16 protein-coding genes and 1 riboswitch are annotated in these 15,628 nt (G+C 71.4%); of the genes, 10 read left to right on the top strand and 6 right to left on the bottom strand.

The features are described from left to right. Positions 1–17 precede the first annotated feature (17 nt). Positions 18–80: riboswitch (guanidine-III (ykkC-III) riboswitch) on the top strand. A gap of 33 nt (positions 81–113) precedes the next feature. From ACQPXG_RS02800 to ACQPXG_RS02780, 5 genes are all read left to right on the top strand, one after another. Next, the gene (locus ACQPXG_RS02800) at positions 114–437 is read left to right on the top strand and encodes a DMT family transporter (protein ID WP_433466020.1); all 324 of its coding nucleotides are present in this window, start codon (positions 114–116) and stop codon (positions 435–437) included. Positions 438–541: 104 nt separating this feature from the next. Next, entirely contained in the window at positions 542–1,327 is a 786-nt protein-coding gene (locus ACQPXG_RS02795) for a sporulation protein (RefSeq protein ID WP_433466019.1), read from the top strand. 67 nt (positions 1,328–1,394) lie between these two features. After that, positions 1,395–2,852 (top strand): hypothetical protein, encoded by a 1,458-nt coding sequence (locus tag ACQPXG_RS02790; protein ID WP_433466018.1) that lies wholly within the window; start codon positions 1,395–1,397, stop codon positions 2,850–2,852. A 53-nt stretch (positions 2,853–2,905) separates the two neighbouring features. Beyond that, positions 2,906–3,652: an SDR family oxidoreductase gene (locus ACQPXG_RS02785; RefSeq protein WP_433466017.1), complete on the top strand. Its 747-nt coding sequence runs from the start codon at positions 2,906–2,908 to the stop codon at positions 3,650–3,652. 176 nt (positions 3,653–3,828) lie between these two features. Beyond that, a complete protein-coding gene (locus ACQPXG_RS02780) occupies positions 3,829–4,374 on the top strand; it encodes a hypothetical protein (protein ID WP_433466016.1) in 546 nt (181 codons plus the stop codon). 69 nt (positions 4,375–4,443) lie between these two features. On the opposite strand, the gene ACQPXG_RS02775 is transcribed toward ACQPXG_RS02780, so the two are convergent. Then, on the bottom strand, positions 4,444–5,079 hold the full coding sequence (locus ACQPXG_RS02775) for a rhomboid family intramembrane serine protease (RefSeq protein WP_433466015.1): 636 nt from the start codon (positions 5,077–5,079) through the stop codon (positions 4,444–4,446). An 89-nt stretch (positions 5,080–5,168) separates the two neighbouring features. Here ACQPXG_RS02775 and ACQPXG_RS02770 point away from each other — a divergent pair, with 89 nt between their 5' ends. Beyond that, positions 5,169–6,098, top strand: a complete 930-nt coding sequence (locus tag ACQPXG_RS02770) for an NADPH:quinone oxidoreductase family protein (protein WP_433466014.1) — start codon at positions 5,169–5,171, stop codon at positions 6,096–6,098. Positions 6,099–6,111: 13 nt separating this feature from the next. Here the strand turns inward: ACQPXG_RS02770 and ACQPXG_RS02765 are convergent, their stop codons facing one another. Beyond that, complete coding sequence (locus tag ACQPXG_RS02765; RefSeq protein WP_433466013.1) at positions 6,112–6,441, bottom strand: WhiB family transcriptional regulator; 330 nt, start codon at positions 6,439–6,441, stop codon at positions 6,112–6,114. 145 nt (positions 6,442–6,586) lie between these two features. Here ACQPXG_RS02765 and ACQPXG_RS02760 point away from each other — a divergent pair, with 145 nt between their 5' ends. Beyond that, positions 6,587–7,042 carry an N-acetyltransferase family protein gene (locus ACQPXG_RS02760; protein ID WP_433469886.1) on the top strand — a complete coding sequence of 152 codons (456 nt, stop codon included), beginning with the start codon at positions 6,587–6,589 and terminating at the stop codon, positions 7,040–7,042. A gap of 155 nt (positions 7,043–7,197) precedes the next feature. Beyond that, a complete protein-coding gene (locus tag ACQPXG_RS02755; RefSeq protein ID WP_433466012.1) occupies positions 7,198–8,688 on the top strand; it encodes a CHAD domain-containing protein in 1,491 nt (496 codons plus the stop codon). Here ACQPXG_RS02755 and ACQPXG_RS02750 read toward each other — a convergent pair. Both ACQPXG_RS02750 and ACQPXG_RS02745 read right to left on the bottom strand, forming a co-directional pair. After that, entirely contained in the window at positions 8,654–9,544 is an 891-nt protein-coding gene (locus ACQPXG_RS02750) for an NUDIX hydrolase (protein ID WP_433466011.1), read from the bottom strand. The two genes, ACQPXG_RS02755 and ACQPXG_RS02750, sit on opposite strands and share 35 nt — an antisense overlap. Next, entirely contained in the window at positions 9,537–11,621 is a 2,085-nt protein-coding gene (locus ACQPXG_RS02745; RefSeq protein WP_433466010.1) for an RNA degradosome polyphosphate kinase, read from the bottom strand. Before ACQPXG_RS02745 ends, ACQPXG_RS02750 begins: the two co-directional genes overlap by 8 nt. Positions 11,622–11,818: 197 nt before the next feature. On the opposite strand from ACQPXG_RS02745, the gene ACQPXG_RS02740 reads away from it, so the two are divergent. Together ACQPXG_RS02740 and ACQPXG_RS02735 are read left to right on the top strand one after the other, a co-directional pair. After that, positions 11,819–13,303, top strand: a complete 1,485-nt coding sequence (locus ACQPXG_RS02740; protein ID WP_433466009.1) for a pentapeptide repeat-containing protein — start codon at positions 11,819–11,821, stop codon at positions 13,301–13,303. Between the two features lie 161 nt (positions 13,304–13,464). After that, positions 13,465–13,701, top strand: a complete 237-nt coding sequence (locus ACQPXG_RS02735; protein ID WP_433466008.1) for a hypothetical protein — start codon at positions 13,465–13,467, stop codon at positions 13,699–13,701. Positions 13,702–13,770: 69 nt separating this feature from the next. On the opposite strand, the gene ACQPXG_RS02730 is transcribed toward ACQPXG_RS02735, so the two are convergent. Continuing rightward, a complete protein-coding gene (locus tag ACQPXG_RS02730) occupies positions 13,771–14,937 on the bottom strand; it encodes a CU044_5270 family protein (RefSeq protein ID WP_433466007.1) in 1,167 nt (388 codons plus the stop codon). Beyond that, positions 14,934–15,494, bottom strand: coding sequence for an RNA polymerase sigma factor (locus tag ACQPXG_RS02725; RefSeq protein WP_433466006.1), 561 nt, complete (start codon positions 15,492–15,494; stop codon positions 14,934–14,936). Before ACQPXG_RS02725 ends, ACQPXG_RS02730 begins: the two co-directional genes overlap by 4 nt. Positions 15,495–15,628 lie beyond the last annotated feature (134 nt).

Genomic DNA, 15,628 nt, shown 5'->3' with positions numbered 1-15,628 from the left:
GCGGGGCCGTTGGGGCGGGTGAGGGCCACTGGTCCTCCCGGACGAGGTGCGTCGTACCCGGCAGGCGAAGACGGCGCGTGACAGTCGTCGTCTCGTGTACCGGGAGCGGAACCATGGCCTGGATCCTCGTCATCGTCGCCGGCCTCTTCGAGGTCGCCATGGCCTTGTGCCTCAAGGGCAGCAAGGGTTTCACCGAGCCGCTGCCGTCGGTGGGCTTTCTCGTCTTCGCCGTGACCGGTTTCGGCCTGCTCAGCCTCGCGCTCAAGAACCTCGACGTCGGCACCGCCTACGCCGTCTGGGTCGGCATCGGGGCGGTGGGAACCGCCGCGCTCGGCATGCTCGTCATGGGCGACCAGGTCTCCGCCCTCAAGATCACCGCCCTGGCGTTCATCGTCGCGGGCGTCGTCGGCCTGAACCTGGCCGGGGGCGGCCACTGACGGCGGCGTTCGCAGGTCACCGCGGCCTCGCGGAACGTAGTGTCCCGTGACAGCGTCTATGGGAGAGAGCGCGGGGAGTCGCTCGGAACACGGGAGGACGGACCTTGGTCTTCAAGAAGCTGCGTCAGGCGATGGGCATCGGCGGGCCCTCGATCGAGACGATCCTGCACGACCCGAACACCACGCCGGGCGGCGTCGTCACCGGCGAGATCACCATCATCGGCGGCCAGTTCAACTCCGACATCAAGTCGGTGAACCTCGCTCTGCGCACCAGGGTCGAGGTCGAGTCGGGCGACAACGAGTACAACTCCAACCTGGAGTACGCCAAGATGCCCGTCGCCGGCGGGTTCAGCCTCCAGGAGGGCGCGCGGCACAGCGTCCCGTTCCAGCTGCCGATCCCGTGGGAGGCGCCGCTCACCCACATGTACGGGCGCCCGCTGCACGGCACGACGGTCGGGGTCGCGACGGAACTGGAGGTCGCGGGCGCGCTCGACCCGGGCGACCTCGACCCGATCGCCGTCCACCCGCTGCCCGCGCAGGAGCGCATCCTCGCGGCGTTCTCCAACCTCGGCTTCCAGTTCCGCAACGCCGACTGCGAGAAGGGCCGGATCTGGGGCGTCCACCAGGAGCTGCCCTTCTACCAGGAGATCGAGTTCTACCCTCCCGGGCAGTACGCGCGCGGCATCAAGCAGCTTGAGGTGACGTTCGTGTCCTATCCGCAGTCGATGGAGGTCGTGCTCGAGCTCGACAAGCGCGGCGGGGTCTTCACCGAGGGGCACGACGCGTTCAGCCGCTTCACCGTCGACTACGCGAGCGTCGAGCACACCGACTGGGAACGGCAGCTCGACGGCTTCCTGCAGGATGCCGGCCGCCGCCGGGGCTTCTTCTAGGTCCCGTGCCCGGAATCCCCTCCGCGATGTTGATCGCGGAGGGGATTTCCGCGTAGAAAGAGGTTCCGTGCCCCAGCCCCCCGGCCTGAACGACGCGGAACGGCGCCTCTGGAACGCGTTTCCCACCGGCGCGACCGTCGTCCTCGGCGAGGACCGTCCCGCCGGCCCGCTCCCCGAACGCATCGTCCGCGCCGAGATCATCACGCGGCTGCTGCTCGGGGCGGGCGAGTCCCGTACCGGCGCGGTCGCGGCCGTCCGGCTCCGCGGCGCCTACGTCACGGGAAAACTGGACGTCTCGGGGGGCGTGGTCGAGCACGAACTGCTCCTATCCGACTGCCGGCTCGTGAACGAACCCGACTTCTCCAACGCCGAGACACGGCAGCTGCGGCTCGCCGCGTGCCGGATGCCCGGCTTCGACGGCGGCGGGCTGCGCACCGACGGCTACCTCAGCCTGTCGGACTCGGAGATCGAGGGCGAGATCCGGCTGCCGAGGGCACAGCTCAGCGGCGGCCTGCGGATGAACCGGACGCGCGTCACCGCGTCCGCGCCGGACAAGTGGGCGGTGTTCGGCGGCGGCCTCGTCGTGGACGTCGGCGCGTTCATCCGGGACGCGGAGATCACCGGCGGGGTGCGGTTCGTCGGGGCCCGCATGAACGGCGGGCTGTTCATGGAGCGCACCACACTGTCCAATCCGGGCCGCATCGCGCTGGACGCCCAGAACATGATCGTCGAGGACGCCGCCGAGTTCAGCAACGGCTTCAAGGCGTTCGGCACCGTCCGGCTGCGCAGTGCCCGCTTCCACGGCATCCTGTCGTTCTCACGGGGGTATCTCGACGCCACCGACCCGGCGCGGATGGCGCTGCACGCCAGCCACATCCAGGCGGACGAACTGCTCCTGTGGCCGGTGGAGAAGATCCGGGGCCGGGTGAATCTGCAGTACTCCCGGATCGACATGATCATGGACGATCCGTCCATCTGGCCGGACGAGCTGTACCTGAACGGCACGACCTACCAGACGCTGCGCGGCGGCGAGTTCAAGGACCGGCTCAGCTGGGTGGCGCGCGACAAGGAGTTCCATCTCCAGCCGTACGAGCAGCTCGCGGCCTGGTATCACAGCATCGGCCACGACGACCTGGCCCGGAAGGTGCAGCTGGCCAAGCTGCGCGCGCGCCGCCGCCGGCTGAACCCGGTCGGGCGGGCGTGGAACCACCTGCTCGACTGGACGGTCGGGTTCGGTTACCGCCCCTGGCTGGCGTTCGCGTGGTTCGCCGCCCTGCTGGCCGTCGGGACGACGGTGTTCTCGATCGAGCAGCCCCGCCCGGTCAAGCCCGGCAACGAACTGCCCTCGTTCCACGCGCTGATCTACACGCTCGACCTGCTGATCCCGCTCGACACGTTCGGGCAGCAGCTCTCGTACGACGCGGTGAACTGGTCGCGCTGGGTGGCGTACGGGCTCGTCACGACGGGCTGGGTGCTGGCCACCGCACTGATCGCGGGCGTCACGCGCGTCCTGCGTCCGAACTAAGGCACCGCCCCGGGCGTCCATCCGGGGTAGGGGATCGAGGAGAATGGGGCCTCATGGGCACGTATCTGATCACGGGGGCGACGGGCGGCATCGGCACGGCGGTGGCCGAGCTGCTGCGCGAGCGGGGCCATGGCCTCATCCTCACCGGCCGCTCCCCCGAACGCCTCGACAAGCTCGCCGCGACGCTGCGCGGCGGCGCGAACGCCGCCACCCAGGTCATCAACCCGGGCGCGGTCGCCTCGCCGCCGCGGGCGGCGTCCATCTCCACGATCCCGCTGGATCTGACCACGCCGCGCCGCATCGAGGCGGCCCTCGCGATGGCCGGGATCCCCGCGCGGCTGGACGGCCTCGTCCACGCGGCGGGCATGGTCCATCTGGGGCCGGTCGCCGGCACGGAGGCCGACGAGTGGATGGAGCACCTGTCGGTCAACCTGGTGTCGGCGGCGGAGATGACCCGGCTGCTGCTGCCCGCGCTGCGCGCCGCCGAAGGCCACGTCGTCTTCGTCAACTCCACCGCCGGCCTGCGCGCCAACCCCGAATGGTCGGCGTACGCGGCGAGCAAGTTCGGCCTGCGCGCCCTTGCCGACTCGCTGCGCGCGGAGGAGCCGGCCCTGCGCGTCACGACCGTCTACCCGGGACGGACGGCCACGGAGATGCAGCGCAGTGTCCGCGCCCAGGAAGGCCACCCCTACGCCGAGGACGACTTCGCCGCCCCCGGAACGGTCGCGCGTGTCCTGGTCGCCGCGCTGGAGACGCCTAGGGACGCCGTGATCTCAGACGTCACCGTCCGCCCGAACTGACGGGCGTCTCCCGCTCCCCCTCCCCACAGGCCCTTTGGCCCGCACTCTTGCCCCCAATGTGCGTAATCGGCTGAACGCTGGACGGTCCCCTTCGAGGTCCGTGTCCCAGAACGGCCATACGTACAAACCATCGGCGTCCGCGCTCACCGCGGGCGTCCACACAAATTGGGGGCAAGATGAACATGCGTGGATTCCTGACCGCCGACGCCGCATCGTGGCGCCGTCGCGGCCGTGAAATCGGAGCCGTCGTGGTCGGGCTCGTCACCACCGGCCTCGGATTGTGGCGCCGTTACCGGCGTGACATCGGGGCCGTCGTAGCCGGGCTCACCTGCGGTGCCCTGATCGGGGGGTGCTTCGCAGTCATGCCGGCCATCGCCTACGTCACCCGCCTCGGGTTCCGCTACGGCACGGAGGGGATGTGGTTGGCCATCGGGGACATCGACTTCGATGTCCTCGGCGTCTACGCGGTCCGCTACGTCATCCTCGGCGCCATCGTCGGCGTCCTCAGCGCCGTCGGCGTGAGGGTGGCGACCCGCCTCGCCGGCGAGGCCAGCAAGACGATCGTCCGGCTCGTCGCCGGAACGGGAGTCTGCGGCGCTGTGGTCGTCGTCGTGGCTGCCTTCGACTTCGTCCGAATCGATCACCAGATCACCACCAGCGCCATCGGCCTCGCCTGCAGCTTCGGCGGCTTCCTCGCCGCCGTGCGCGCCGGCCGCCGGTGACGTCCACCACCCCGCAAGGGTCCGCCGTCGGCCGACGGCGGACCCTTGTACTGGTTCAGGTGTATTGGTTCAGACCCCGGGCTGCGACGCGCGGGGCGTGCGCCGTTCGGGTGAGGCGGTGTCGCGGCGTAGGAACCAGGAGGCGAGGAGGCCGCCGAGCAGTCCGAACAGGTGGCCCTGCCAGGAGATCCGGGGGTCGCTCGGGATGACGCCGAGCAGCATCGTCCCGTAGACGGCGACGACGGCGACCGCGATCGCGATGTCGACCAGCCGACGCTCGAAGACGCCGCGTCCCACCAGATAGCCGAAGAACCCGAAGATCAGGATGCTGGAGCCGAGGGTGTTGGCGGAGCTGAGGAACCACACCCCGAGGCCGCCGACCACGATGATGACCAGGCTGGCGGCCAGGAACTTCGCGATCCCCCGCGCCGCCGCCACGAACCCGAGGACGAGGAACGGGATCGTGTTGGCCATCAGGTGCCCGAAGCCGGCGTGCAGGAACGGCGCCGTGAAGATGTCCGGAAGATCGCTCACGTCCCTGGGCTGGATCCCGAACCGGTCGAGCCACCCGTCGGTCGTGTAGTCGAACGCCTCCAGCACCCACATGACGGCGGTCACGGAGAGGATCAGCACGGCCGACGACAGCGCGCGGGCGCCGTGCTTGGCGAGTCCTTCGGAACGCTGCCGGTCGGGGGTATAGCTCATGTCAGCCACCGTATGTCTGGACGTCCCTGCGTGGTCAACGAGTGGGACGACCGGAAGGTGCCACGGGGCCTTTCCGGCATAGTGGGCGGATGCGCGCTGCGATCTGCGAAGAGCTCGGTTCGGTCGTCGTCAGAGAGACCGAGCCTCCCGTCCCCGGGCCTGGCCAGGTCCTCGTCACCGTGCGGGCGGCGGGGGTCAATTTCGTGGACGCCCTGTTCGTCCAGGGGCGGTATCAGATCAAGCCGCCGCTTCCGTTCGTTCCGGGGAGCGAGGTCGCAGGGACGCTGCCGGCCGGCGAACGCGTCCTTGTGATGTGCGGGCTGGGCGGCTTCGCCTCCCAGGTGGCGGTGCCCGCGGCGTCGGCCGTCCCGATCCCGGACGAGCTGGACTTCCCGCGGGCCGCGACCTTCACGCAGAGCTACAGCACGGCCCTGTTCGCCCTGCGCGACCGCGCGGGGGTCCGGCCGGGCGAGACGGTGCTCGTGCTCGGCGCCGGCGGCGGCGTGGGCCTGGCGGCGATCCAGGTGGCGAGGACTCTGGGCGCCCGGGTCCTGGCGGTGGCGTCGACCGACGCCAAGCAGGAGGCCGCTCAGGCGGCGGGCGCCGAAGCGACGTTGAACAGCGCCGAAGACGTCAAAACTGCCGCCCGCGCGTGGTCGGACGGCGGGGTGGACGTGGTCTACGACCCGGTCGGAGGCGCCCTCGCCGGCCCCGCCCTGCGCGCGCTGCGCGAACGGGGCCGCTACGTCGTGATCGGTTTCGCGTCGGGGGACATCCCGTCCCTCCCGCTCAACCAGGTGCTGCTGCGCAACCGGACGATCGTGGGCGTCGACTGGGGAGCCTGGTCGATGACGAACCCACGGGACCAGCGCGTCCTCCTGGACGAGCTTCTTGGCATGGTCGCCAAGGGAGACCTGGCTCCGGTGGCGCCCCGGACGGAACCTCTCTCATCCGCGGCCCGGGTCATGGACGACCTGCTGAGCCGCCGGGTGGTGGGCAAGGTGGCCCTGGTCCCCTAAGCCGACGCGTCCCTTAGGCGGCCGACGCGTGCTCCGACTCGGAGGCGTCGCCGCGCACCACGATGACGGGCAGCGGCCGGCGTGCGGGGGCGTCGGCGGTCCGGCGAAGGTAGCGGCGCTCCTCCGGGGTCGTCCCACCCCAGATGCCCTCGGGCTCACCGACCCTGAGCGCCCACGCGAGGCAGTCGGCCTTCACCGGGCAGTTGGAGCAGATCTCCTTGGCCGCGTCCTGCTGCGCCCGGAGCACGGGCGCGGAGTAGCCGATCGGGAAGAACAGGTCGGGATCGGCACCGCGGCAGATGGCGTGGTCGGTCCAGTGTTCCTCGTTCTCGTTGTTGTGCATTGGTTCTCCCTGCGCGGCGACGAGACCACCGTGCGGTGGGGGTGGTCTCCACTCAGCGTAGTACTACAACCCGTAGTACTACAAGGCATACGAATTTCGCAAGGTAGCGCCCCGATAACCTGGGAGTGTGCAGAGTGATCAAGAAGTGACCTTCCGCGAGGCGACGGTGGATGATCTGCCCCAGATCGTCCGACTTCTCGCCGACGATCCCCTGGGAGCGACCCGCGAAACACCCGCCGGGGACGAGATCCCGGAGGCCTACTTCACCGCTTTCGCCGCGATCGCCAAGGACCCCAACAACACCCTGGTCGTCGCGGAGGTCGCCGGCCGGGTCGCCGGCACCCTCCAGCTGACCTTCATCCCCGGTCTCACCTACACCGGCGGCGAGCGGGCCCAGATCGAGGGGGTCCGCATCGCCGCCGAGCAGCGCGGCGCGGGCCTCGGCCAGCAGATGATCACCTGGGCCATCGAGCGGGCCCGCGAGCGGGGCTGCCGCGTCGTCCAGCTCACCACCGACCGCCAGCGCCCGGACGCGATCCGCTTCTACCAGAAGATCGGCTTCCGCCCGTCCCACATGGGCATGAAGTACCACCTCACCTGAGCGCCCTCCCCTGCGGGCCGTGCCGTGCGGGCACCGGTGTCCGCGACGTGTGCATGGTAAGCGTCACGAAGGTTTCTGTTGCCGTTCATCTTGGCGTGAAATGCTTGTCACCTGGGTGTGCGTGCCGTTTGCCGACCGTCACTGGGGAGTGAAGCGTGGCCGAAAGGCATCTTGAGATCGAGCAGAAGTACGACGCCGCGGCCGACTTCGTCCTGCCGGAGCTCGACGGGCTGCCGGGCGTGGCGTCGGCCGGGGAGCCCGAGGTCCACGAGCTGCACGCCACCTACTTCGACACCGCCGACCTGCGGCTGGCCGCCAACAAGATCACGTTGCGCCGCCGCCGGGGCGGCGCGGACGCGGGCTGGCACCTGAAGATGCCGGCCGGCGCGGACCGCAAGCAGGAGCTGCGGGCGCCGCTCGGGCGGCCGCTGATCGTCCCGGCGAAGCTCGCGGGGCTGGTCGCGGCGTACACGCGGGGGGCGGAGCTGCGGCCCGTCGCGACGCTGGAGACGCGGCGGACCGTCGTGCGGCTGCTCGGGGCGGACGGCGGCGAGCTGGCGGAGGTGGCCGACGACCTGGTGACGGGCCGCGGGCCGGACGCTGAGCCCGCGCGGTGGCGGGAGATCGAGGTCGAGCTGGGCAGCGGGACTCCGGAGCTGCTGAAGTCGGCCGGCAAGCGGCTGCGGAAGGGCGGCGCGAAGAGGGCCAAGTCGTCGTCCAAGCTGGGACGGCTGCTCGGAGGCGCGGTGCCGGCGCCCGAGGCGGCGGCGGCGCGGGCCGCGGCCAGGTCGCGGATCACCGCCGCCACCTGCAACGGGAAGGCGCCGGCGATCACGACGGGCGAGGTCGTGCTGGCCTACCTCGCCGAGCAGGTGGAGGCGATCATCCGGTTCGACCCCATGGCGCGGCTGGGCGAGGAGGACGCCGTCCACCGGATGCGGGTGGCAGTGCGCAGGACCAGGAGCGCCCTGCGCAGCTACCGGCCCGTGCTCGACGCGGAACGGATCGCCCCGCTCGGCCCTGAACTGCGGTGGCTGGCGCAGGCGCTGGGCGAAGTGCGCGACCTCGAGGTGCTGCGCATGCGGTTCCAGGGCGCGCCGGCCTTCCTGCTGAGCGACCTGGAAAAGCGGGAGCGGGCCGCATACCGGCGCCTCAACGCGAGCCTCAAGGAACAGAGGTACTTCACGCTGCTCGACGGCCTCGACAGGCTCGTCGCCGATGCGCCGCTCGCGGCCGGGGCGGAGAGGAAGGCCCGCAAGGAACTGCCCGGCCTCGTCACGCGGGCCTGGGACCGGATGGCGAAGGACTACGCGTCCATCAAGACGTCCGGCGATCCCGATCTCGCGCGCCACGACACCCGGAAGGCGGCCAAGCGCGCCCGGTACGCGGCCGAGCTCGCGGTCCCGGTGCTGGGCGTGGCGGCGAAACGGGTGGTCAAGGACACCAAACGCATCCAGGAGGTACTCGGCGCCTACCAGGACGGCGTGATCGCCATGGAGCACCTCGACGCGGCCGCGAAGCGCGCGCGGACGACCGAGGAGGCGTTCACGCTCGGCGTCCTCTACGGGAAGGAGCGGTGCGAAGCCGAGGACGCGAGGGACCGCCTGGCGATCACCTGGTCGCAGACGCTCGGGCCGTCGTTCTAGGGCTGTGGCGTTCCAGGGCGGCCATCGAGCCGTCGGTCAGGTGCGCCGTCCAGAACTCGCCCTTGCGCAGGCTCGGATCGTCGGGCACTTTCTCGCCCAGTTCCCTGCACAGACCGGTGATGAGTTCGGAAACGACCTCGCCGTGCGTGCACACGACGGTCGGCACGCCGACCATCGAGAGCAGCTTTTCCAGGGCCGGCTCCGGGTCGGTGTCGCCGACCGTGAACAGCGCCTCCGTCCGCGCGGAGGCGCGCACCAGCCGCGCGTAGGGCAGGACGGTCTCCAGGCAGCGCGCCGTCGCCGAGCTCACCACCCGCATGGGCCCGTAGGAGTGCAGGAGCACCGCCAGGTCGGCCGCCTCGGCACGGCCCGGGTCGTCCAGGGGCCGCAGTTCGTCGGCGTCCCGCCATGTCTGCTTCTCCCCCGCGGTCGCGTGCCGCAGGATCACCAGCGGCGACGTGGCGGCGGGCCCGCCGAGGAACTCATGGAGCAGCTCGATGTCGTGCCCGTAGCTGAGCCGGGCCTCGGCCTCCTCGGCCGGCAGCCAGACCAGCTCGTCCACCTCGTCGTTGGGCCTGAACGCGCTCTCGGCGGCGGGCCGGGCGGCCCAGTAGTCGACGTGCTTCGTCCCCTCCCTGACCGGGTACGTGCTGGCGGGCAGCCGGCGTCCGAGCCGCGGGACGATCCCCGTCTCCTCCTCGATCTCCCGGACGGCGGCCCGCAGCACATGCTCGCCCCGGTCGATCTTTCCCTTCGGGAACGACCAGTCGTCGTAGCGGGGGCGGTGGATCAGTGCGAACTCGGGGCCGTCCCGCCACAGCAGCGCGCCGGCGGCCCGGATGGTGGGCTCAGCCATCGACCGTCCTCCACCGGCGGCTCTTGACCAGGTGGGTCTGGATGTCCTGCAGGATCTCGCCGGGACGCGGGGTGCTCCGCGTCCAGGTGCCGTCGTCGGCGAGCGTCCACGCGTGGGTGCCGTCGTCCATGGCCCGGTCGAGCAGGGCGAGCAGGTCGTCGCGCTGGGGCCGGTCGGTGACGGTGACGAGCGCCTCGACGCGCCGGTCCAGGTTGCGGTGCATCAGGTCGGCGCTGCCGATCCACACCTCGGGCTCGCCGCCGTTCTCGAACGCGAACACCCGGGAGTGCTCCAGGAAGCGGCCGAGGACGCTCCGCACCCGGACCATGTCCGACAGGCCGGGCACGCCGGGACGCAGCGCGCAGATGCCGCGGACCCAGACGTCCACCTGCACCCCCGCCTTCGACGCCCGGTACAGCGCGTCGATGATCACCTCGTCCACCAGGGAGTTGCACTTGATCCGGACGCGGGCGGAGTGCCCGGCCCGCCGGTTGTCGATCTCGTGCTCGATCCGCTGGACGAGCCCTGACCGCAGGTTGTTCGGCGCCACGAGCAGCCGGTGGTAGGAGCTCTGCCGCGAGTAGCCGGTGAGGTGGTTGAACAGGGCGCTGACGTCCTCGCCGACCTCGGGGTCGGCGGTGAGCAGCCCGAAGTCCTCGTAGAGGCGGGCGGTCTTCGGGTGGTAGTTGCCGGTGCCGATATGGCAGTAGCGGCGCAGCTGGCCGTCGGAGTCCTGCCGGACGATCAGCGCGAGCTTGCAGTGCGTCTTCAGCCCGACGAACCCGTAGACGACGTGGCAGCCGGCCGTCTCCAGCTTGCGCGCCCACGCGATGTTGGCGCGCTCGTCGAACCGGGCCTTCAGCTCGACGACGACCACGACCTGCTTGCCCGCCTCGGCCGCGCTCATCAGCGCGTCCACGATCGGGGAGTCGCCGCTCGTCCGGTACAGCGTCTGCTTGATCGCGAGGACGCGCGGGTCGGTCGCGGCGTCCTCGATCAGCCGCTGGACGGTCGTGGTGAACGAGTCGTACGGGTGGTGGACGAGGACGTCCCGCTCACGGATCGCGCTGAAGATGCTCGCGTCCTCGGGCAGCGCCTCCTTCGACGGGACGAAAGGGGGGTACTTCAGTTCCGGCCGGTCGAGGTCGGCGATGGCCGCGAGCCCGCCGAGGTCGAGCGGCCCGACCACGCGGTAGATCTGGCCCTCGTCCACCGCCAGCTCGGAGGTGAGCAGCTCCAGCACGCCGTCGGAGATCGACTCCTCGACCTCCAGCCGGACGACCGGGCCGAACCGGCGGCGCAGCAGCTCGCGCTCCAGTGCCTGAAGCAGACCCTCGCTGATGTCGTCGTCGATCTCCAGGTCCTGGTTGCGGGTGACCCGGAACGCGTGGTGCTCGACGACCTCCATCCCGACGAACAGCTGCCCGAGGTGCGCGGCGATGACGTCCTCCAGCGGCGTGAACCGGTCGGGGGACGCCTCGATGAAGCGCGGCAGCAGCGGCGGCACCTTGACCCGGGCGAACATCGTCGCGTCGGTCTCCGGGTCGCGGACGATCACCGCGAGGTTGAGCGACAGGCCGGAGATGTAGGGGAACGGGTGCGCGGAGTCGACGACGAGCGGGGTGAGCACCGGGTAGATCCGGTCGCGGAACAGCCGCCGCAGCCGCTCCTGCTCGGTCTCGGCCAGCTCGTCCCAGCGCAGGATGTCGATGCCCTCGTCGCCGAGCGCGGGCCTGATCTCGTGCCGGAAGCAGGACGCGTGCCTCAGCATCAGCTCGTGCGCGACCTCGCCGGTGCGTTCCAGCACCTCGCGGGGCTGCCGGCCGCTGGCGGACTGGACGGCGAGGCCGGTCGCCATCCGGCGGGCGAGGCCGGCGACACGGACCATGAAGAACTCGTCCAGGTTGCTGGAGAAGATCGACAGGAAGCGGACGCGTTCGAGCAGCGGCAGGTCCGGATCCTCGGCCAGCTCCAGGACGCGCTGGTTGAATCTCAGCCAGCTCTCCTCCCGGTCGAGGAAGCGGTCGTCGGGCAGCGCTTCGGACGCCTGGGGGAGTTGTCCTGGGTTGACGGTCATGCCGTAATTGTCCCTGACGAACGTGAACAAATGTAGAACTCGTGTGTCGTATCGAAGTGTCCAACACTTCGATCATGCCCGCGGTTCCCGCAGATCACTCCGGCGCGGCCGGCCGAGCCGAGCCTGACCCGCGGGTTGTAACGACCTGACTACCGGACACCTTCACGGCGGGGCCCCGCGTGGGTAGAACGAAGACCGTGACCCATCACGAACCCCCCCATCGCCCGGCCGCGCCGCCCACGGTGTTCTGGCCACGCTGCACGGCCGTCCACGGCTGCACCGGACGCGCCGCAGGAGAACTGGGGAGCTGCGCCGCCCATCTGCGTCCCCGCGAGTTCGAACGGTTCGTGGCCGCGCTGCGCCCCGGGGCCGACGTCGACCTGCGCGGCGTCACCGTCCCGGCGTGGCTGCTCGACGCCGTGCTCGACGCCGTCACCGGTCCCGACGGCCGCCCGCACCTCGGCCGGACCCGCTTCGACGGGGCGGTCCTGCCGTCGGACGCGGCCCTGCGCGGCTTCTGCGTCGAGGGGGACAGTTCCTTCGACGGCGCCTGCTTCCTCGGCGGCGTCTCGTTCTACGACGCGCGGTTCTTCGGCAACGTCTCGTTCCGTGGCGCACGGTTCGGACGCAACGTCTCCTTCCACGAGGCCCGCTTCCACCGGCACGTGTCGTTCGAGGAGGCCGTCTTCACCGGCGACGCCGTGTTCGGCGGGACGAGATGGCACGCCGACGCCTCGTTCCGGAACTCCGTGTTCATGGGCGCGGCCTGCTTCGACCGCGCCCGGTTCGGCCGGGACGCGGCGATGCAGGCCGCGTGCTTCGGCGGACCCGTGTCGTTCAAGCGCGTCCGGGTCACCCGGCACGCCCGGTTCGAGCGGACCCGGTTCCGGCACGGCGTGTGGCTCGGCCCGCTGGTGGCGGGCGGCCGGATCGGGCTGACGGACGCGACCGTGCACGGCGGCCTGCGGGTGCACGCGGCGGCGCCGCTGGTCACGGCCCGCGGGGCGACCGTCCACGGGGAGGCCGACTTCCGGCTGCGGCACGCCGAGCTCGACCTGGAGGACGCGCTGTTCGAGGGCCCGGCCGCCGTCCGGTCGCTGGCCCACCCGATCCAGGGGCTCGCCGAGCCGGCGTGGGCGGGCCCGCCGGCCGTCCGGCTCACCTCGCTGCGCAGGGCGGACGCGACCGGGCTCCTCCTCACCGACGTCGACCTGAGCGGCTGCGGGTTCCTCGGCCTGCGGCGGCCGGACGCGCTGCGGATCACGGGCGACTGCACGTTCGCGACCGTCACCGACCGGCGCCGGCTGCGGCCGGGGCACCGGGGCGGCCGGGCGGTGCTCGCCGAGGACCTCTCGCGCGGCGGCGACGCGCCCTACGACGACCGCCTGCGGGTCCTGTACCTGGCACTGGCCCGCGCGACAGCCGACGCGGACCGCGGCCGCGTGGCCAGGGACTTCCGCTACAGCGCGCTGGAGATGCGGCGGCACGGCGAACGCGACCCCTGGCGGCGCGCGGGCCTGCACCTCCTCTGGATCACCTGCGGGTACGGGCTGCGCGCCGGACGCGCCGTCGCCTGGCTCGCCGTCATCGTCGCGCTGGTGTGCTACGGCGCGTCATTCCTCCAGCACGGCGACCAGGCCGACAGCGTCCACACCGCGCACTTGGGAGGCCGGAACACATAACCGTTCGGCGGGCGCCCAAAAGCGCCGGGGTTGTTTTGTCAGACCCTTGCGTAATGATTCTTGTTATGAGCAGAGACACCCATCCGGGGGTGCAGTGCCCGCACTGCCAATCGCATCTCGCGCTCGTCCCCGTGACTGGAAACCCCGTGACTGGAAACCCCGTGTCCGGAAACTCCGCCGCCGCACCCGTCCCCGTCCTGCCGATCGTGCTGAAGGAGGAATGGCAGCCTCCGCCCGTCGCCGAGGTCCTCGCCGTTTACGCCGGGCGCGCCAAGGACACCGTGACCGCTACGCGCGGCGCCGCCAAGGTACGGGAAAGCCTGAACCGTGCCAGGGCCGCCTCCGCGCAACGCAAGGCCGCACAGAAAACCGCGCGCCGAACACCCAAAAGCGCCTGATCACATCTCGGCCACTAACGCCGGGAAGGGACGGCACCGCCCTGTGGCACCGTCCCTTCGGCAATGGGGTCAGCGCGGCTTCGAATCCGTCCATTCGGTGCTGACCGTGACGGTGGAGCCCATCGTCCGCCCGGCGGGGATCGTCGTCCCGGCCGCCGGCGCCACCATCACGTTCACGCTGGCCAGCGCGGTACCGGACGACATATCGATGATCATTTCGTTCCGGATGACACCGGTCGGCGTCTTCTCCTCCAGCCCGATCGCGTTCCCGGTCCGCCCCTCGGGATCGGTGACCTTCCCGAGCGACTTCACCGCCGGCAGCCCGGCCAGCATCCGGAACCCGGCCGCCCGCACCGCGGGCTTCACCGGCATGTCCATCACCAGGCCGCGCGCCACGGTGTAGAGCCAGTCGTCCGCCGCCATCGGCCGGTTCGACTCGGTGTCGTGACCCTTGTACCAGCGCATCAGCTCCGCCTTGAGCCGCTTCGGGTCGGACGGCAGCGAGCGCAGATCCTTCATCGTCACGTTCCGCCCGAGCCAGAACACCTTGTCCCCGTCGACCAGCGGCGAGCCGTTGAAGTAGCGGCGACCGGGCGCGGTCGTCGCCGTGAACGGCTTGAGGCGGCCCTTGGCGCCCGGCGCGACAGGCACTTTGATCTTGAACGTGGTGGGCGCTCCCGCACGCCTCCACGCCTCCTCGTCCGCCTTCGTCGCGGGCCGCGCCCCGAGGTCCTGCTGGCCGCCCCATTGCTTGCCGCCCGGCCTGCTCGGCGTCCAGCTCTCCGACCTGCTCCGCACCGTGATGTCGTAGCGGTCGCCGCCCGTCCCCACCGTGTACGTGCCGGACGAGATCGTCACCTGGTGCCAGTACGCCCGCATGGTCTCACTCTGCCCGTCCGCCTTCTCCGCGGCCGCGAGCAGGACGGTCCTGGCGTCGAGCGTCACGGTGGGTGCGCCGCTCCGGCCGGGCCCGGTCCCGTCCCCGCCGGTGGCGCCGCCGCCGGTCGTGATGACGGCGGCCGCGGCGACCGCGCCGGCCGTGACCGCCCCGGCCAGCCCGAGACCCCACACCGGCCGCATCCGCCGCCGCGCCGGCACCGCGGCCGAGAGCGGCGCCGAGGGCGCGGCCGCCATGGCCCGCGCCAGCTCCGCCCGCCGGACTCCCTCGTCGACGGGCGCATCCGGGTCCAGCTCGGCGGGTCGCGCCTCCCGCAGGGTCCGCAACACGTCGCTCATGACATCTCCTCACTGATGATCCCCACCTGCGGACGCGCCGCCTGCCCCGCCCCGCCGCCCGCCGGCTCCGCTTCGGCGGCGCGGAGGAGGCGGCGGCGGGCGCGATGGAGGCGGACGCGCAGAGCGGCGGGCGAGCAGCCGACGACCTTGGCGGCCTGGCGCGGCGTCAGCCCCTGCCAGGCGATGAGGATGAGGATCTCCCGATCCCCCTCGGGCAACGCCGCCATCGCGCGCACGACCGCGAGCCGCTCCGCCACGTCGTCGGCGATGTCGCCCGCCGGTCGCGGCGCCCACCGCCTGAGCTCGGCCGCGAACGACTCGCGCCGCACCTCTGCGCGGTGGCCGTCGCGCAGGACGTTCCGCGCGACGCCGAGCAGCCATGGCAGCGCCGGGTCGGGGACGTCGGCGAGCCGCCGCCACGCCACGGCGAAGGTCTCGCTCACCACCTCGTCCGCGATCTGCCCTCCGGCGCGGGCGGCGGCGTAGGCCCACACGCGCTGGCGGCATTCGTCGTAGATCGCGGTGAAGCGCTGTTCATCGGGGGCTTCGTCTGCCACCGCGGGCTCCTCCGTCCGTCCAGGTGTTCCTGTCACGAGGTAGTGGTCCGGGAGGCGACATCGTTACGCACGCGATACGCGTAGGTTGAGTGGCCGAAGACTCCGTTGCGGGTGTTCGCCGTGCAGTCCGGCGA

The sequence above is a fragment of the Spirillospora sp. CA-128828 genome (assembly GCF_050945415.1).
GTDB lineage: Bacteria > Actinomycetota > Actinomycetes > Streptosporangiales > Streptosporangiaceae > Spirillospora.
The sequence above is the reverse complement of the archived record's forward strand: the minus strand, read 5'-3'. Positions and strand labels throughout refer to the sequence as shown.